Source organism: Terrabacter lapilli (assembly GCF_039531305.1).
Taxonomy (GTDB): Bacteria; Actinomycetota; Actinomycetes; order Actinomycetales; family Dermatophilaceae; genus Terrabacter; species Terrabacter lapilli.
This window is the reverse complement of sequence record NZ_BAAAPU010000007.1, coordinates 213,195-231,243: the sequence shown is the minus strand read 5'-3', so window position 1 is coordinate 231,243 and position 18,049 is coordinate 213,195. Positions and strand designations below refer to the sequence as shown.

Here is an 18,049-nt window from a genome sequence, read left to right as displayed (position 1 = left end):
GTCCCCCGATCAATCTGCACCGCGTCATCGCCAGGCGCTCCCACCCCGGAAGACCAGCGGCAAGTGTCGCCCAGAGCGGCGACAGATGCGCGCATCGTGCGCAAGCATGACGAACGTCCCATAGCGGGTAGTCGTCGGGGTCCGAGAAGTCCGCCCGATGGGGCGCTTTGAGCTGGTGAGCGAATTGCGCCAATCGCCCTCCTGCGTTCCTGTATTCGCGGCATACTCCACCGGGGCTCGGCAAGCGTAGGTAGACGTGAACCAGGGGCTTCGAGTCACGAGTAGAGGACAGGGAACGATGACTTACAACTCTCGGCGCTTCCGCTTCGATGGCGGTGCCGGCACTTACCTGGGAACCGCCCTTCTCGGGGTGCTCATCACGGTAGTGACCTTCGGAATCTGCTATCCGTACGCGCTTGTGCTGAACGAGCGGTGGAGGGCCAAGCACTCCTACATCGACGGGCAGCGGCTGATCTTCACCGGCTCGGCGGTCGGCCTCTTCGGCACGTGGATCAAATGGCTGGTGCTCATCTTCCTGACGGCAGGCATCTATCTGCTCTGGGTCGGCCCGCGGATCGTCCAGTGGAAGTGGGAACACACCGATTTCGACCCGACGACGCGCTTATCTGGGGCGCAGGGGCCGACGATTAATGTGAACCTCGGTCACCCCATGCGGACGGGCGACTCGACGCACCTGTAGTCCTCCGCTCGGCGTTGAGCCGAGCACCGGGTGGGGCGCCCGGCGCTGCGGTGTCGGCGATCCTGCTCACGTGGGACGCGAAGACTTATTCGACAACGTGCTCGGCACCCGCTACGTCCTCCTCGACCCCCGCGCCTGCCGCCGAGGCGTGGCTCAGCGTGGGGTCGTGACCAGGAGGGCGTAGGTGGGCTCGTCGTCGACCCGTCCGCAGCGGCGGCTCACGATCTTTCTCCTACGACGATGTCGAAGCGGTGCCGAGCCGTTCGACGCAGCGGTGACAGGCAGGACCACCAGCTACCAGAAGGAGATGTAGATGCCGCGTTTCATGGGCTTCGTGAGGATGGAAGAGGGCATCGGAGCGCCCCCGCAGTCGCTCTTCGAGGCGATGGACGTCCACATCGGCGAGCGTGCCGCCAAGGGTGTGTTCCTCGACGGCGGGGGCCTCTACGGCACGGAGGACGCCGTGAACTTCGTCGTCGACAACGGCACGGTGACACGGGTCGACGGGCCGTACGCCGAGAACAAGGAGATCGTCGGCGGCTGGGCGATCATGCAGTACGACTCGCTCGAGGAGGCCGTCGCCGACCAGCGCGAGTTCGCCGAGCTGCACGCGAAGCACTGGCCCGAGGTCAAGGTCGTCGCGACGCTGCGCCAGATCTCCGAGGGGCCGGACGCGCCCGGCGCGTGAGATCTCGGTCTGCGCCGGCACCGGGAAGTAGCCGTGCCGGCGCAGACCTCACAGCGCGCCGCGGAGCGAGCCGCGTTCGAGTCGGCGCGCCCGGTTCGGCAGGCCGTTCATGCAGAGCCCGGCGCTGCGCCGGCGCCAAGTCTGTGACTACTTCCACACCCGCGACGTGGGCCAGATCGTGCACTGCCTCGAGGTCGACGCGCCCGGCGGCGAGGTCTTCAACGGCGCCAACGTCGACATGTCCGTCGCCGCGACGTCCTGTCAGACCCAGGGCCGAGGCTAAAGGGCCTGCACGGAGAGCTGGGGTAGCAGTCACTTCTGGGGCAGCACTTCGCCCGGTTGCCAGACTCCGACGCGGCGGATGGGGGCAACCGGCCGGGTGACTCGTGTGAGGTGTCGGCTTCGGTCGCGAAGGTGTTGCTGTCAGGGTCGTGGAAATGCGATACGACCTCGCCCTCGGCTCTGATCAACGTTCTAGGAACGGCCTGGACCGAGCCGACGCACCACTACTGGAGCGGATATGCGAACGGGGTGAAGGGGATGCGAGCTGCCGAGAGAGCTGAGCGGTGTCTCCGCCAGTGGCGCATCTTCGCTGGAGTCCCAGTTCGCCATCCCCCTAGGGGGCTGTGTGTGGCACTAGTCTCCTAGACAACCCACGCTTAGGAGTCTGAATTGTCGTCCGCAACGTCGGAACTCATCCCAATCAAGTCCACCACGCGCACTGTCCAGGACTGCTTCCGGTCATGCTTGTACGTCGTGCCTAACTTTCAGCGACCGTACAGTTGGGATATCGATGAGTTGGAGGATTACTGGGCCGACGTTGTGCTCGCGAGGGGCGACTTCTTTTTTGGCTCCACTGTCACCTGGGAAAGTGAGTCCCGAGAACTCTTCAACAACTCCTATTCGATCATCGATGGTCAACAGCGTCTTACCACCAGCGCCATCATTCTGTCGGTGATTCGAGACGCATTCACGGCAGCCGCCAAGGATCTTGAAGATGGAGGCGATGAAGACGATTCGCTCAAAGAGCTCCGAGATCAGGCGAAGGTGCAGGCGAAGAACACGCAGCGCTACTTGGTCGCCGTAGACGACGACGGCAAGAAGTATCCGGTAATCCAGCGAGATGAGCCCAACTTCAAGGAAGTTGTGCAGAACCCCAGCGCAATTCCGTCAGGCAAGAAGTTCAATGGAAGCGCCCGGCAGATTGGGACGGCACGGGGATTTTTTGAGGACAGGGTGCAGAAGGCACTCGAAGGTAAACCCCTCACCGAAGCCATTGACACTCTCAAGTCAGTCCGAAACAACGTCCTAAAAGCCCGCCTCATTCAAGTCGAATTGACGTCGGAAGAGGATGGCTTCCTGATCTTCGAAACTCTCAATACCAGAGGCGCTGATCTCCGACTGGCCGATCTAGTCAAGAACTTGCTCGTACGCGGCGGCGCCACGGAGCCTGACGACCGAAAGACGATCTCAGAGAGATGGGAGCGCCTGGTCGACAGGCTGCAACCCGACAGCGCCTCCTTGGGCGCTGTGGACCAGTTCATGTGGCAATCGTGGAACTCACGTCGCGCAGCGGTCACGGAGGCGGAGCTTTACAAGAAGATTCTTGAACTCGTCGAAGGTGACTCCGGACAGCATCTCCAGTATCTGGAGGAACTGGAGTTCGACTCAATCGTCTACCAGTATATCGACGAGGTCGATCTCGTCATCGACAAAAGCGAGCTGGGAGTAAAGAGCGCTCTCAAGATCCCGGAGGTCGGAGACACACTTCGCGCCTTGGCGGTTTTTAACGTATCGGTCGCCAACTCAGCGCTACTCGCAATCGTCCGCAAGTACGAAAAGACAGCCCTGATAACAAAGAAGAACGTGATCGAGGCATGCCGTGCGATCGAGGACTTCCATTTCCAATTCACGGCGCTCATGAACAGCGGCTCGACGGGTGGCACACGCGGTCGATACAACCGCTTCGCCGTCGAACTCGAAGAAGCTTCGTCGAAGCAGGCGGTGCGCGAGGCCGTTGAGTCGTTCAAGGTCAAACTCGCCGGCAGCCTTCCCGACGCGGACAAAGCCAAGGAAGCGTTCGCTAAGTTGTTCTATGCCCCCAACTCACGCTTGACCAACGCTCAGAAGCGTCGCTCGCGCAAGCACTTCATTTCTTACGTGCTGCTTAAGTTTGCCCAAGACAACAAGACGTTGCCGGTCGGACAAGACCTGACCTCTTGGACCATCGAGCACATCAGGCCACAAAAGCTTGCCTCTGGCGAGGTCGGGAGTCCGGAGTACTCGATCGGCAACTTGGCGCTGTTGACAAGCGGAGCCAACGGCGACCTTGGCGACGGCGACCTTACGGCGAAGCGGACCGGGCTCAACGCTTACGTTCCCTGGAAGGATCCTGAGCTCTCAAAGTGGCTCGCAGACAATACGAAGGACGAGGTGCTTGCTGCCGACATCTCCGCTCGCGCGGAATCGCTGGCGGATGTCGCCGTTGACGTCGTATGGGCGATCCTCTAGGGGACGCGTTTGGTGAGCCTGCCTCGTCGATCTCGCAGGGGTAAAGCCCCTTTGGCGGCGCGCCGGATGTCGTGGAGCGGCTCGAGCCCGATGGACTCGCACCACGCGTACCACCCACTCAATTGGAACTAGAGGTCGTGCTTAAGGGGCGCAGGAACGCACCAGGAATGACACCGCCGCGGACTGGAGTGCTGACATGTTCGCGGGCTGGAGCGGGACGAGCATGATCGCTGTGGTCATTGGAACACCTCGCGCGGCGGGGAAGCGGTATGGGCCGGCCTGCTGCCGACCTGACCCCGACTGGTGGCCCCCGGACCACAGGCGTCGTGCCGGCGACGTGTCTGCGCTCAGGCGTCCCACCGGACCATGGCTGGCGGGACGCCCTGCATGAGGACGGCCGAGGTGCGACTGTTCGCTGCCCCGGCCGTTCTCTCGCGCAGTGCCTCAGGGACGGTTCGTGTGCTCGCCTTGCGCGAGGTTTAGCTGTGCGCCGTCGACGACGAGCGTGGTGCCGCCGTCTTCGTCGAGACCGGGGCGGAAGTGGATGGCGCCGTGGGCGTCGACTCCGGCGATCTCTGCTGAGGCCCAGTCGATCCGGCGACCAGCCACATCAAGGCCGAGCGGCAGGATGTGCCCCGACCGCGGCGGCACGTTCAAGGTCGTCCCTGCAGCGATCGGCGTCCCGTCGAGGGCAACCGTCACCGTGGCGGGCGACCCGGAGATGTTGAGAACGTGCAGGGCCCGCTGCCCGTCCTCACTCCGAGTCGTCGTGGCGAAGACGCCGGGCCACTGCGTCTCCAGCCGCAGCCCCGGCATGACGCCGAGGCTCGACAGCGCACGGTCGAAGAGCACCGGGTCCGACGGCACCTGGGCCGCGAGCACGATCGCGCGGCCCTCGCCCAGCGGCACGTCGACGCCGCATACGGCTCCGTAGACGTCCGTCAGCACGACATCGCCGCGCTCGTGCTCGAGCTGCTGCAGCCAGCCGGCGCGCATCTCCGGCCACGGCTGCGCCCAACCTTGGGCGACGAGGGATGGGAAGTAGTGCCCCGAGTCGCGCACGACCTCCCCAGCCGTGAGACCGAGCGCGTCGGCCAGCACTGTGCACGGCGAACCATCCAGGTCACGCTCGGGGACCAGCCCGAGCAGCACGAGATTGCCGCCCGACGTGACGTGCCCGACCAGCCGCTCCTGCACGACGCGCGAGAGGTAGCGACCCGTCCCCAGCAGCACCGTCGAACCCGGCTTAGGGTCGCGCCGCTCGAGGTGCGTCGCCCCAAAGCGGAACCCCCCGAGCAGCAGCGACCGCGCCAGCGTCTTGCGCTCACCAGCACCACGGTGCGCCGTCAGGTCGTTCACGACCTCCGTCATCACCTCAGAGCCGGGGTGGTGGTACTCCGTCATGTACGCGTCGAGCACGAGCCCGAGCGTCACGTCGTCGTGCTCCTCGTCCATCCGGGCGAGCCACGGCTCGTTCGCCTTGACGGCGCGCACCCCGCGCGCCGTCGCCTCGTAGGCGTAGCCGCGCTGCCCCTCGGGCCCGACCGGCGCTGCGGTGCCGTGACGCTCACCGGTGAAGGAGATTCGCTCGTTCCCGTCGGAGACCTTCTCGTCGAGCGGCGGGTTGATGCCGCCGGCGAAGAGGTAGTAGTTGATGAGCCGGTTGCCCTGCGCGAGGCACAGGCGCGTCTTGAGGTCGGCCGTCGACGGGTCGTACTGCATCTCCGCCCCCGCGCCGTAGTCGCCCGAACCCGCCTCGAACTCTAGGGACGTCAGCGGCTGGTCCGAGTCGTGCACCGCCGCCATGAACGCGTTCATGACGTAGAGGTCGGTCATCGTGTTGAGCGTGGCCTCGCCCAGGTAGTGGTCCGAGCCCGACAGCATCCCCGGGACGCCGGCATACGTGTCGACGAGCTGGCTGATGCCGATCGGGAAGGGGGCGCCGTTGCCGCCCTCGGTGCCGTGGATGTTGATGAGGAACGGCACGCCAGCGACGCCGCGCTCCTCGCACATCCCGCGCAGCGCCGCCACGTAGGAGGCGAACCGCTGCCGCATGAAGAGCCCGAGGTCGAGGCGCAGCGCGCCGGCCCACTCCTCCTTCGGCGACCGCACGGCCTCCGCCCAGCCCGGCTCACCCGGCGACACGGCATACGGCAGCGACGCCCCGTGGCGCTCCATCACGAACTCCCCGAACGACTCGACGAGCCCGTCGGTGAGGTCGGGCGAGTTCGTCACCCAGGCGAGCATGCCGATCTCGTTGTCGAGCTGGACACCGACGATCGGGCCGCCGACCGGCTGCAGCCGCGGCGCGAGCACCGGCATGATCGCGTCGAACCAGCGGGCGCTCTCCGACAGGAACGCCGGCGCGAGGTAGTCGACCGTGCTCGACGTGACCGGCACGCCGTCCCAGCCGAGCGGCACGATCTCCGGGTGCTCGCGGTAGACGCGGAACGGGATGCCCTCGTTCTTGAGCTCCGCCATGATGAACGGCCCCGGACGGGCCAGGACGCGCAGCCCCTTCGCGGCGGCGAGGTCGATGAACGCGCCGATGTCGCGCTCGGGCCGGGTCTCGCCGGTGACGTCGATCGTGCCGTCGGGCAGCTCGTGGAAGATCCACGGGATGTAGGTCGCGACGGTGTCGCAGCCCGCCTCGACGAGCAGGTCGAGGCGCTGCCCCCACTCGGCGCGCGCGACGCGGAAGTAGTGCACCTCCCCGGCCATGACGATGCGCGGCTCGCCGTCGATGCGGATCTGGCGCTGGCTGATCTCGATCATGAGTCCTTCTTCGTCACCGTGACGGACACGGGCTGGAGGCGGGCGGCGTCGGGCCCCGTCAGCAGGACGATCTCGCCCTCGTCGACGCGGGTGGTGAGATCACGGCCTGCGTATGCCGTCTGCCCGGCACACACGTCGAAGGTGACCTCGCGCGCCTGGCCGGGGTCGAGGTCGACGAGCGCCCAGTCGGTCAGCTCGACGAGGGGGCGGGTCACCTGGGCGACGGGGTCGCGGAAGTAGAGCTGGACGACCTCGCGGCAGGGCCGCTCGCCGGTGTTCGTGACGGTCACCGAGAGCGTGACCGAGCCGTCGGTGGTCATCGTCGGGGCCGACACGGTGGGCGCGCCGTAGTCGACCGTCGTGTACGACAGGCCGAACCCGAAGGGCAGTCGCGGGTAGGTGAGGGCGTCGATGTAGCGGCCCTCCTTGTGGTCGACGTCGGCGCGGATGAGCCGGCCCGTCGGCCGCTGGTGCGTGCTCGTCGGGATGTGACCGGTCGTGAGCGGGAAGGTCATCGGCAGGCGGCCGCTCGGCTCCACGTCACCGAGGAGCACGGAGGCGAGCGCGTTGCCGGCCTCGGTGCCCGGGTGCCACACGACGACCACGGCGTCGGCCAGGTCGAGCACCTCCGACAGGTCGAGCGGGCGCCCGGTGTAGACGACGGCGACGAGCGGCTTGCCGAAGGCGGCGACCGCACGCAGCACCTCGAGCTGGCCCGGCGGCAGGCCGATGTCGACCACCGACTGCGCCTCGCCGGAGCGGGACCGGTGCTCGCCGAGCAGTAGCACGGTCGTCTCGGCTCCGCGCGCCTGCATGAGCGTCACGTCGGAGAAGCGACCGTCGGCGACGGTGACCCGGTCGCCGAGGCGCTCGCGGAGGGCCTCACCGGGGGTGACGACGTCCTCACCCCGGCCGTCGAGCACCCACGTGCCGAGCAGCGCGTCCCCGTCGTCGACGAACGCGCCGCTCACGAGGAGCGAGCCCGCGGCGGCGGACGACAGGTCGAGCGGCAGGACGCCGTCGTTCTTGACGAGCACGTGCGCGGCCTGGCCGGCCCGCATGGCGACCTCGCGGGTCTCGGGAGTGGGCGCGTTCGACGCACCGGGGCGGGCGGCATACGGACGCTCGAAGAGCCCGAGGCGGAACTTCAGGCGCAGCACGCGACGCACCGCGTCGTCGACGAGCGCGAGCTCGACCTCGCCCGACTCGACGAGCTCACCGAGGTGCGCGAGGTAGGCGCCCCCGCACATGTCGAGGTCGACGCCGGCGCGGATGGCGAGGGCCGCGGCCTCGCGCAGGTCGGCCGCGACGCCGGCGTTGACGATCTGCCCGACGCCGTTCCAGTCGGCGACGACCATGCCGTCGAAGCCCCACTCGCCCTTGAGGACCTCGCGGATGAGGTGCTCGTGGGCGTGCATCGGGATGCCGTCGACGTCGTTGAAAGCCGCCATGACGGTCGTGACCCCGGCGTCGACCGCGTCCTTGAACGGGCGAAGGTGCAGGTTGCGCAGGGTGTTCTCACCGACGCTGACCGTGTCGTAGTCGCGGCCGCCGGCGGCGAGGCCGTAGCCGGCGAAGTGCTTGGCGCAGGCGGCGAGGCGGTCCGGGTCGCTGACGTCGTCGCCCTGGAAGCCGCGCACGAGCCCGGCGGCCAAGCGGCCCGAGAGGACCGGCGTCTCGCCGAGCGACTCGGCCACCCGGCCCCAGCGCGGCTCCTCCGACAGGTCGACCATCGGCGCGAAGGTCCACGCGACGCCGTCGACGACGGCCTCGCGGGCCGCGATCTCGCCGACCTGCTCGGCGAGGCCCTCGTCGAAGGAGGCGGCGATGCCGAGCGGGACCGGGCCCACGGTGCGGTGGCCGTGGATGACGTCGCGGCCGAAGAGCAGCGGGATGCCGAGGCGGCTGCCCTCGACCGCGTGGCGCTGCGCGGCGTCGATGTTGCCGACGAGCACGCCCTCGTCGCGCTCGTTGCCGCCGGTCGGGCCCGAGGCGTAGAGGCTCGAGCTGATCCGGCCGGCGGCGATCTCGGCGGCGTCGGCGTCGGGGTCGATGTTGGCGACCTGGTGGGTCTGGCCGACCTTCTCGGCGAGGGTCATCTGCGCCAGGAGCAGGTCGATGCGCTCCTCGACGGGCAGCGTCGCATCGAGCCACGGCCGCTCAGAGGCATGGGTGGTCGAGTCGGCCGTCACGGTGGTGTCGGTCATGTCAGTGGGTCTCCACGATGATCTCGGTGGGGGCGGACAGCAGGTCGGTGAGCGGGACGGCCACCCCGGCCCGGCGGTAGGGGTTGCTCAGGGGCCGCAGGTCGAGCTCGCGCCCGGCCACCGTGACCCGGCGGACGCCGTGGCCCTCGGGGCCGACGACGTAGCGGACGGTCAGGTCGGTGCCGGCGAGCGGCAGGCGAGCGGTCAGCTCGCGGGCGTCGCCGCCGTCGGCCGGGGGCAGCACCGGGTCGACCTCGACCTCCTCGGCGCGCTGGCGGATGCCGAGCAGCACCTCGGTGACGAGGCGCAGCACGAGGCCGGGCCCGGAGGAGTAGACGCGCCACCCGCCCTCGAGCGGCACGTCGCCGGCCATGAGCGCGGCATACCGCTCGGAGGCGTCGTAGCGGTCGGTGAAGGCGCCGTCGGAGGAGGAGTAGTAGCACGTCGTCTGGCGCGGGCTCGCTTGCGGCACAAGCGCTTCGAGACCGACGGGGCTCGCCTTGGTGAGGGCGGTGAGCAGGGCCGCGCCGTCGCCGACGCGGGCCAGGGCCTCGGCGTAGCGCAGGTGCGCGTGCATGTACATCAGGCCGATCTCCCGGCCCCAGAAGGTGCTCGCCTCGGCGCGCTGGAAGACCGTCATCGGGCCGCCGACGTAGCTGACCGGCCGGTCGAAGAGGCGCGCCCCGTCCGGACCCATCAGGTGCTCCTCGATGAGGTCGAGGTGGTGCCGGGCCTGCTCCGGCGTCATCAGCTCGGCACCGATGGCGTGGATCCACGGCAGCACGCCGTAGTGCAGGCCGGTCCGCTCGTCCGACGGGTGCACGAGCGGCTCGAACGACCCGTCCTCGTGGTGCAGCAGGTAGCCGGGCATCACCGGGTCGGCCTCGAGCTGCTCGAGCAGCGCGTCGTGGGTGCGCTCGGCCAGCTCGTCGGCGTCGGCGAGCAGCTCCGCGGTGTCGCCGGGCGTGCCGACCGCGTCCAGCCCCTCGGCGAGGGTGCGCAGTGACTGGGTCTGCAGCACGGCCGTCCACGTCGAGACGAGGTGCGCGGCCAGGTGCGGGTCGGCCGGCTGGAGAGAGTCGTTCCAGTCGCCGTGGCCGTATGCCGGCAGCGGGCTCCCGGGGACCGTGCTCTCCGCGATCCGGGCCACGGCACGCCGCAGGTGCTCGGCCACGCTCGCGGGCTCCCCGAGCGCGTGGTCGCCGACGAAGGCGACCTGCTCGTCGAGGAGGCTCGCGTCACCGGTCGTGCGCAGGTAGTCGCCGGCCGCGAGGACCGGCCAGAAGACGACGTCGCCGTGCGAGTCCTGCTGCCCGGTCTCGGGCAGCGGCGGGAGGAACTCGAAGGCCTGCGGCCAGTCGCCGCGGGCGTTCTGGGCGCGGAAGACGCGCAGCAGCACGTCGCGGACCGCGTCCTGGCGGCCGAGGGCGGTGAGCAGCCCGACCGGTCCCTGGCAGACGTCGCGGGTGCCCCAGGCTCCGCCCGAGAACTGCTCGAGCCCGCGCGGCGAGAGGTAGTGGACGAAGGCGTTGTGGGTGAACCACGGCAGCGCGGCCGACAGGTTCGCGGCCTGCGAGCCGACGGCGCCGAGGCGCGACCCGTCGAGGGTGACGGCGTGACCGGCCTTGTCCCAGAACGACTTTCCGAGGCGCTCGCCGCTGGGGACGACCTCGCCCGCCGGTGCGTCCCCGGCGTTCGGAGCGGAGGCGACGACGACCTCGAGCTGCTCGCTCGGGTCGAAGAGAACCGTGAGCCAGCCGGGTCCGCGGGTGACCCCGTCGGACTGCAGGCGCGCATCGCCGGCCTCGGCGGTGCCGCGGCCGGTCCACGAGAGGCGCCACGGGCGCGGGTCGCCCGCGGTCACCACGTCGACGTGGTCGTCGGCCGTGTGCACCGAGGGTGCGTCGGTGAGGTCGTCGGCGACCTGCACGGCGAGCAGCACCCGCCGAGGGGTCGCGCCCCCGGACTGGCCCACCGACAGCCGGAGGACGTGCTCGTCGGCCGGGGCGCTCGAGGTCACGGTGAGCAGCGGGCCCGACGCGGCGGCATACCACCACGTGCAGTGGTCGAGGCCGGTGAACCACGCGCTCGGCGTCTCGAGGAGGGTCCACGAGCCGTCGGCGTCCTCGACGAAGAGCCGCACGCCATGGGCGCGCTGGAGGCCGAGGTAGGTGCGCCGGCCGGTCGCGACGGGGTTGCGGCCGACGTGGCCGCGGGTGATCTGCGAGTGGAAGGTGCCGGCCATCCACACCGTCGAGGCGAGCGAGCGGCTGTCGGGTGTGAACGCATCGCCCGTGCGAAGGAGGTGCCCGTGCGGGCGCAGCACCGCGAGCTCCTTGGCGGGTGTGACGAGCTGTCCGCCGGCGACGGTCCACGCCAGGTCGGTGCCGTCCTCGGCCGTCTCGACGTGCGTGCGGCCGTCGAGGAGGCCGGCGGCGTCGAGCTCGGTGTGCGCCAGCGGCCGGGAGGGGAACGGCGCGCTGGCCGACCACAGCGTGGCGGGGGTGGGCTCCGTGTTCGCCGCCGCGCTGTGGTCGGGTCGAAGGGCGTGGCCGGCGGCCTCGGAGGGGCGGTCGGCGAGGGCGACCTCGGCCCAGCGGGCGTCGGCGTCGGAGGTGGCCTCCGGGTGGTCCTCCAGGGCGACGCCCCAGAAGCCGGTGCGGTGCGTGGCGGCGGGCTCGATGGCCACCGGCACGTCCTGCAGGGCGATGAGCGAGTGCTCGTGCTGCAGGCGCGCGCTCGGCAGCTCGGCGGCGTCGAGGCCGGACCAGCGCACGCCCCGCTCGGTCCGCTCGACGAGCTGCAGCGCGTCCGTGGCCCAGCCGGTGCCGGTGCCGGTCGACCCGACCATGAGCCAGGGCACCAGCTCGCCCGGCATGTTCTGGCGCACGGCCACCGCGGTGCCGTGGCCGGCCGTCGCGACGGGCGTGATGTCGAGGTACTGGCTGACGTAGTACTCGTTGGTGCGCACGGCGCCGAGCGGCGCCAGCGCCGGGTCGTGGGTGAGCACGACGTCGGCGGTCACCGGCGCGTCCGACGTGTTCGTCAGCTCGAGGTCCCAGTGCCACGAGGCGTGCTCGCGGCCGAGGGTGAGCACGAGTCGGTAGTCGAGCGCCTCGTGCCGACCGGTCACGACGACGTGACCCTCGCCCGCCGTCACGACCGAGCCGCTGCCGGGGCCCAGCAGGGTCAGACGACGTATGCCGTCCGGCGCGTGGACGCGCAGGTGCACGTTGCTCAGGCCGGCCTCCGCGACGGTGGCGGGGTGCAGCAGCAGGCTGCGGCCGTAGGCCTCGAGGCGGCGCAGCGCACCGTTGGGCAGCACCTCGGCGAAGTGGTTGGGGCCGCCCTCGAGGGTAATGACACGGGGGGCGGTCAGGACGTCGTTGTCGTCGAGCACGGCTCTTGTCTACCAACGGCCCGCGAATCCACGCCAGAGTGAATCCCCTTGAAAACAAATGAAAGTCAGAGCACGCACGCCTGACCCCATGAAAGTAGTTACATGCTTCCAGAGCGTTGACAGTCGTCGTCGGAGCGGACCTAGATTGGCGGCAGTCCCGCCCCCCACGGAGGTCCGCAATGACGCGAACACGCACCAAACCCCTGCTCATCGTGACCGGCCTGACGGCCGCCACCCTCGCCCTGACGGGCTGCGCCGGGAGCGCCGCCCAGAAACAGAGCCAGGGCAGCGGTGGCAGCGGCGGCATGATCGAGCAGCTGACGTTCCCCGCCGAGGCCGACGCAACCGTCGGTGGCCTGGTGAACTACAACCCCAACTCGCCGAAGCCGCTGACGACGAACTGGCTCTACGAGCCGCTCATCGTGCGCAACAACCTCACCTGCGAGGAGACCCCCTGGCTCGCCACCAAGTCGACGTGGGACGGCGCCACCAAGCTGACCCTCGACATCCGTGACGGCGTCAAGTGGAGCGACGGCCAGCCCTTCACCGCCAAGGACGTCGCCTTCACCTTCAACCTCGGCAAGCAGTACCCGGCCATCGACAAGGCCGGCGTCTGGAACGACACGTTCGGCGCCCCGGCCAAGTCCGTGACCGCAGAGGGCAACAAGGTCGTCTTCGAGTTCACCGGCAACGCCGCCCCGAAGTACGACGGCATCATCAGCACGAAGATCCTGCCCGAGCACTACTACGGCAAGGTCGGCGACCCGTCGAAGTACATCGACAAGACGCCCGTCTTCACCGGCCCCTTCAAGATCGGCAGCTACAACGGCCGCCGCCTGGTCCTCGAGCGCCGCGCCGACTACTGGCAGGCCGACAAGATCAAGGTCAAGAAGCTCGTCCTCGAGGGCAACTACGACGCCTCGCAGGCAGCCCTCAAGCTGCGCTCGGGCCAGCTCGACGCGTACTGGGGTGAGATCCCCAACCCGCAGAAGACGTTCGTCGACGCCGACCCGAAGAACAACCACTTCTACTACGCGCCCAACGGCACGACCGTGCTCACCGGCAACGACCAGAAGGCCCCCTTCAACGACCCGAAGTTCCGCGAGGCGATCAGCTACGCGATGGACAAGCAGGGCATGTCGACGAAGGCCACCTACGGCATCATGAAGCCGGCGAGCCAGACCGGCCTCAAGCTGCCGTCGATGAACGACCTGCTCCCGGAGAAGTACGCCGGCAAGGACACGGTCATCCCGTTCGACGTCGCCAAGGCGAACTCGCTGCTCGATGCCGCGGGCTACAAGAAGGGCGCCGACGGCAAGCGCACCAACCCGGACGGCTCGCCGCTGGCGGTCAACTTCTCGGTGCAGGCCGGCTTCATCGACTACCAGGCCATCGCCGACGTCGTGGCCCAGGGCATGAACGCCGCGGGCGTCAACACCAAGGTGACCGCCTCGGCGCCCGACTCGGTCGACGGCCAGAAGAAGACCGGCGACTTCCAGCTCGTGCTCGAGTACCTCCACGGCGGCTGCGAGCTGGCCAAGAACATCGGCGCCAAGCTCTCGAGCAAGTCCATGCCGACCGCGACCGACATCTTCCCCAACGTCGAGCGCTACAACGACCCGGCCACCGACGAGGCCGTGAAGAACCTCTCCGAGTCGATCGACAAGGCCGACCAGAAGAAGTACCTCGCCGAGCTCGTCGACACGATGATGACGAAGTACCCCGTCACCTCGCTCATCTACGCCCCGGCGCGCATCATCTACCGCACGGACCACGCCGTCGGCTGGCCGAGCGAGCAGAACGCGTACGCCAACCCGTCGGACGACCGACTCCTCGTCATGACGCGGCTGACCGCGCCGAAGTGATGCGACCTGCATCCGCCGGCACGGTGGGGCGGGCACTCGTGCCCGCCCCACCCGGCCGGGCCGGTCGCCCGGGCAGCACGGCCCGCTCGGGCCCCACTCCGGTCAGGAGGGCAGCATGAAGTACTTCGCACGCAAGTTCGGCTTCTTCATGGCGACCCTGTGGGCCGTCGTGACCCTCAACTTCCTCATCCCGCGCCTGCAGCCCGGCGACCCGGCCGAGATCATGGTCAAGAAGCTGGCCGGCAAGGACGCCCAGCTCGACCCGGCCCAGGTCAAGGCGATGCGCGCCATGCTCGGCGCGCCGGACGGCTCACTGCTGCAGCAGTACTGGGACTACCTCGGTGAGCTGGTCCACGGCAACTTCGGCCTGTCCTACAGCTACTACCCGTTCAAGGTCACCGAGGTCATCGGCCAGGCCTTCTGGTGGACGGTCATCCTCGTGACCGTGACGCAGGTCCTGTCCTTCGCCGTCGGCATCGTCCTCGGGGCGTATGCCGCGTGGCGGCGCAACTCGCGCCTGGACTCCGTCGTGACCCTCGGGTCGACCTTCCTCGGGACGCTGCAGCCGTTCTGGATCGCGCTGCTGCTGCTCTACGTCTTCGGCTACACCCTCGGCTGGTTCCCGACATCGGGCGGCTACGAGGAGTCGACGCCGGGCTTCAACCTCCCGTTCATCAACGAGGCGGTGTCGCACTCGTTCCTGCCGGCCGTGGCCCTGCTCATCGTGACGCCGATCGGCTGGATCCTCGGCATGCGCAACACGATGATCATGAACCTCGGCGAGGACTACATCCGCCTGGCGCGGGCCAAGGGCCTGCCCGACCGGGTTGTTGCGCTGAAGTACGCGGCGCGAAACGCCCTGCTGCCCAGCGTGACCGGCTTCGCGCTGGCCCTCGGTGGCGTGCTCGGTGGGGCGATCCTCGTCGAGCAGGCCTTCGACTACCCGGGCCTCGGCCGCCTCATGGGTGAGGCCGTGCAGAACAAGGACTACCCGCTGCTGCAGACGCTGATGCTGCTCACCACCGTCGGGGTGCTCGTCGCGAACCTCGTCGCCGACCTGCTCTACGGAGTGCTCGACCCGCGCGCGAGGAGGGCCCAGTCATGACGATCCTGCCCGTGAACGACGTGATGGCAGAGGGTGATCCGACCCAGGCCGTCAACGCCGAGCAGGTGCTCGACGCCGAGCGCCCCGAGCGCTGGTGGGAGGTGATCTGGAGCAGCCGGAAGGCGCGCGTGGGCGTCGTCATCGTGGCGGCATACGTCCTCGTCGCCGTCTTCGCCCCGCTCATCTCCCCGCACGACCCGCTCGACTCGACCTTCACGCCGCTGGCCGGACCCAGCGCGGAGAACTGGCTCGGCACGACGACCGACGGCCGCGACATCGCCTCGCAGCTCATCTACGGGACGCGGATCTCCCTGATAGTCGGCCTCTTCGGCGGACTGCTGGCGACGCTCATCGCGCTCGTCATCGGAATGGTGTCCGGCTACGCCGAGGGCACGATCGTCGACGACATCCTCTCGTTCATCACCAACGTCGCCCTCGTCATCCCGGCGCTGCCGCTCATCATCACGCTCGTCGCCTACTCGGAGGTGCGCGGCGTCTGGCTCATCGTCTTCGTCATCGCCATCACCTCGTGGGCGGGCGGTGCGAGGGCCAAGCGTGCGCAGATCATCACGCTGCGCAACCGCGACTTCGTGACGGCCGCGAAGTTCTCCGGCGAGGGGACGCTGCGCATCATCTTCCGCGAGATCCTGCCCAACATGAGCTCGCTCGTCGTGGCGGCCTTCGTCGGCGCCGCGACCGGCGCAATCGGCGCCGAGGCGGGCCTCGCGGTCCTCGGTCTCGGCGACACGCAGAGCGTCTCGTGGGGAACGATGCTCTACCAGGCCAACGCGCAGGGCGCGATCACGCAGGGGCTGTGGCTCTGGGTCTTCACGCCCGGCCTCGTCCTCGCCATCCTCATCACCGGCATGTCGTTCATCAACTTCGGCGTCGACCTGCTGAGCAACCCCCACCTGAGGGAGGACTCATGAGCCTGCTCGAGGTCAAGGACCTGTCGGTCCGCTACGAGCCCAAGAGCCACCGTCCGCTCGACGCCGTGCAGGAGGTGAGCTTCTCGATCGAGCCCGGCGAGTTCGTCGGCCTCATCGGCGAGTCCGGCTCGGGCAAGACGACGCTCGGCACCGCGCTGCTGCGGCTGCTCCAGCGGCCCGGCCGGATCAGCGGCGGCAGCATCACCTTCGACGGCACCGACATCACCCACCTGCCCGAGGACGACCTGCGCGCGGTGCGCTGGCGCGACGTCTCGACGGTCTTCCAGAGCAGCATGAACGCGCTCAACCCGGTGACGCGCGTGGAGGCGCAGTTCCGCGACGTCATCGAGCAGCACTCGCAGCTGCGGGGCGAGGCCGTCACGAGGCGGATCCGCGAGCTGTTCGACATGGTCATCATCGACCACAAGTTCATCGGGTCCTACCCGCACGAGCTGTCCGGCGGCATGCGCCAGCGCGTCAACCTCGCCCTGGCGCTCGCGCTCGAGCCGAAGTTCGTCCTCCTCGACGAGCCGACGACCGGCCTCGACGTCGTCGTGCAGCACTCGATCCTCGAGAACGTGAGACGCCTGCAGGCCGAGCAGGGCTTCGCGGTGCTCTTCATCAGTCACGACATCGGCACCGTCCTCGACCTGTCCGACCGGATCCTCGTGATGTATGCCGGCCGCATCGTCGAGGAGCAGCCGGCCGCTGCGCTCGTGCGCGAGCCGCTGCACCCGTACTCCAAGGGCCTGCTCGGGTCGTACGGCGACCCGCGTGCCGAGACGGTGCGCATCACCTACGTGCCGGGGCGGCCGCCGGACCTCAGCCTGACCATGGTCGGCTGCAGCTTCTGCCCGCGCTGCCCCGAGCGGATCGAGCTGTGCGCCGAGCAGGACCCGAAGCTGCTGCCGCTCGGCGCGGGGCGGGCCGCCTGCCACGTCGCGCGGCTCCAGCGCGAGGAAGGCGGCACGGGCGAGCACGGCGAGCCCAAGCGGGCCTTCGACGGGCCGCAGTTCGTCAAGACGGCGGAGGAGTCCACGCAGGCGCTGCGCGGCGACGTCGTGCTCAGCCTCGAGCACGTCTCCAAGGTCTTCACCCGCCGCCGGGGCCTCGCCGTCCAGCGCACCGAGGCCGTCACCGACGCCAGCTTCGTCCTCCGCAAGGGCGAGGTCACGGCGCTCGTGGGCCAGAGCGGCAGCGGCAAGTCGACCCTGGCCCGCATGATCACCGGCGTCGACAGCCCCACGGGCGGGCGCATCGTCTTCCACGGCCCGAAGGGTGACCAGGAGGTCGCCGGCTTCAAGGGCCGGGCGCTGCGCGACTACCGCGGCGAGGTCCAGATGGTGTTCCAGGACCCGTACAGCTCGATCAACCCGGCCAAGCGGGTCGGCTACATCCTCGCCCGGCCGCTGGCCAACTACCACGGGCTGCGCGGCGAGGAGCTGCGCGAACGGGTCAAGGAGCTGCTCGAGACGGTGGCCCTGACCCCGGCCGACCGGTTCATGAACCGCTACGGCTACGAGCTGTCCGGTGGCCAGCGCCAGCGCGTCGTCATCGCCAAGGCCCTGGCCGTCGAGCCGGAGATCATCGTCGCGGACGAGCCGATCAGCAGCCTCGACGTGTCGATCCGCGCGGAGATCCTCGAGCTGCTCAACGACCTCGTGCAGGTCAAGGACGTGGGCATCCTCTACATCACCCACGACCTGCTGAGCGCCCGGATGCTCGCCGACGAGGTCATCGTGCTCAACGAGGGCAGGGTGGTCGAGCAGGGCCCGACGCTGCAAGTCATCCGCGACCCGAGCGACGACTACACCCGCCGGCTCATCGACGCCATCCCCAACCCCTTCTGAGGTGCGCTTCGGGTAGATC

The 18,049-nt window shown here is 69.0% G+C and carries 11 protein-coding genes; 8 read left to right on the top strand and 3 right to left on the bottom strand.

What is annotated here, in order from left to right; translation table 11 throughout:
- Positions 1–298 precede the first annotated feature (298 nt).
- From ABD241_RS08965 to ABD241_RS08950, 4 genes are all read left to right on the top strand, one after another.
- Positions 299–700, top strand: a complete 402-nt coding sequence (locus tag ABD241_RS08965; protein ID WP_344060813.1) for a DUF898 family protein — start codon at positions 299–301, stop codon at positions 698–700.
- A gap of 313 nt (positions 701–1,013) precedes the next feature.
- The gene (locus ABD241_RS08960; RefSeq protein WP_344060810.1) at positions 1,014–1,388 is read left to right on the top strand and encodes a YciI family protein; all 375 of its coding nucleotides are present in this window, start codon (positions 1,014–1,016) and stop codon (positions 1,386–1,388) included.
- 109 nt (positions 1,389–1,497) lie between these two features.
- Positions 1,498–1,671, top strand: a complete 174-nt coding sequence (locus ABD241_RS08955; RefSeq protein ID WP_344060807.1) for a hypothetical protein — start codon at positions 1,498–1,500, stop codon at positions 1,669–1,671.
- 473 nt (positions 1,672–2,144) lie between these two features.
- Positions 2,145–3,899 carry a DUF262 domain-containing protein gene (locus ABD241_RS08950; protein ID WP_344060805.1) on the top strand — a complete coding sequence of 585 codons (1,755 nt, stop codon included), beginning with the start codon at positions 2,145–2,147 and terminating at the stop codon, positions 3,897–3,899.
- A 444-nt stretch (positions 3,900–4,343) separates the two neighbouring features.
- Here the strand turns inward: ABD241_RS08950 and ABD241_RS08945 are convergent, their stop codons facing one another.
- From ABD241_RS08945 to ABD241_RS08935, 3 genes are read right to left on the bottom strand one after another with little or no spacing between them, the layout of a single operon-like run.
- Positions 4,344–6,674, bottom strand: a complete 2,331-nt coding sequence (locus ABD241_RS08945) for a beta-galactosidase (protein ID WP_344060802.1) — start codon at positions 6,672–6,674, stop codon at positions 4,344–4,346.
- Positions 6,671–8,881, bottom strand: a complete 2,211-nt coding sequence (locus tag ABD241_RS08940) for a glycoside hydrolase family 3 N-terminal domain-containing protein (RefSeq protein ID WP_344060799.1) — start codon at positions 8,879–8,881, stop codon at positions 6,671–6,673. Before ABD241_RS08940 ends, ABD241_RS08945 begins: the two co-directional genes overlap by 4 nt.
- A gap of 1 nt (position 8,882) precedes the next feature.
- Entirely contained in the window at positions 8,883–12,281 is a 3,399-nt protein-coding gene (locus ABD241_RS08935) for a GH36-type glycosyl hydrolase domain-containing protein (protein WP_344060796.1), read from the bottom strand.
- 179 nt (positions 12,282–12,460) lie between these two features.
- Here ABD241_RS08935 and ABD241_RS08930 point away from each other — a divergent pair, with 179 nt between their 5' ends.
- The 4 genes from ABD241_RS08930 (at position 12,461) to ABD241_RS08915 (ending at position 18,030) form a co-directional block, all read left to right on the top strand.
- Complete coding sequence (locus tag ABD241_RS08930) at positions 12,461–14,146, top strand: ABC transporter substrate-binding protein (protein ID WP_344060793.1); 1,686 nt, start codon at positions 12,461–12,463, stop codon at positions 14,144–14,146.
- Positions 14,147–14,261: 115 nt separating this feature from the next.
- Positions 14,262–15,251 (top strand): ABC transporter permease, encoded by a 990-nt coding sequence (locus tag ABD241_RS08925; RefSeq protein WP_344060789.1) that lies wholly within the window; start codon positions 14,262–14,264, stop codon positions 15,249–15,251.
- The gene (locus tag ABD241_RS08920) at positions 15,248–16,180 is read left to right on the top strand and encodes an ABC transporter permease (protein WP_344060786.1); all 933 of its coding nucleotides are present in this window, start codon (positions 15,248–15,250) and stop codon (positions 16,178–16,180) included. Before ABD241_RS08925 ends, ABD241_RS08920 begins: the two co-directional genes overlap by 4 nt.
- Positions 16,177–18,030 carry an ABC transporter ATP-binding protein gene (locus ABD241_RS08915; RefSeq protein WP_344060783.1) on the top strand — a complete coding sequence of 618 codons (1,854 nt, stop codon included), beginning with the start codon at positions 16,177–16,179 and terminating at the stop codon, positions 18,028–18,030. Before ABD241_RS08920 ends, ABD241_RS08915 begins: the two co-directional genes overlap by 4 nt.
- Positions 18,031–18,049: the final 19 nt, after the last annotated feature.

Coding starts and splice junctions, on each gene's coding strand:
- ABD241_RS08965 (WP_344060813.1), top strand. CDS start 299: ATGACTTACAACTCTCGGCGCTTCCGCTTCGATGGCGGTGCCGGCACT.
- ABD241_RS08960 (WP_344060810.1), top strand. CDS start 1,014: ATGCCGCGTTTCATGGGCTTCGTGAGGATGGAAGAGGGCATCGGAGCG.
- ABD241_RS08955 (WP_344060807.1), top strand. CDS start 1,498: ATGCAGAGCCCGGCGCTGCGCCGGCGCCAAGTCTGTGACTACTTCCAC.
- ABD241_RS08945 (WP_344060802.1), bottom strand. CDS start 6,674: ATGATCGAGATCAGCCAGCGCCAGATCCGCATCGACGGCGAGCCGCGC.
- ABD241_RS08940 (WP_344060799.1), bottom strand. CDS start 8,881: ATGACCGACACCACCGTGACGGCCGACTCGACCACCCATGCCTCTGAG.
- ABD241_RS08930 (WP_344060793.1), top strand. CDS start 12,461: ATGACGCGAACACGCACCAAACCCCTGCTCATCGTGACCGGCCTGACG.
- ABD241_RS08925 (WP_344060789.1), top strand. CDS start 14,262: ATGAAGTACTTCGCACGCAAGTTCGGCTTCTTCATGGCGACCCTGTGG.
- ABD241_RS08920 (WP_344060786.1), top strand. CDS start 15,248: ATGACGATCCTGCCCGTGAACGACGTGATGGCAGAGGGTGATCCGACC.
- ABD241_RS08915 (WP_344060783.1), top strand. CDS start 16,177: ATGAGCCTGCTCGAGGTCAAGGACCTGTCGGTCCGCTACGAGCCCAAG.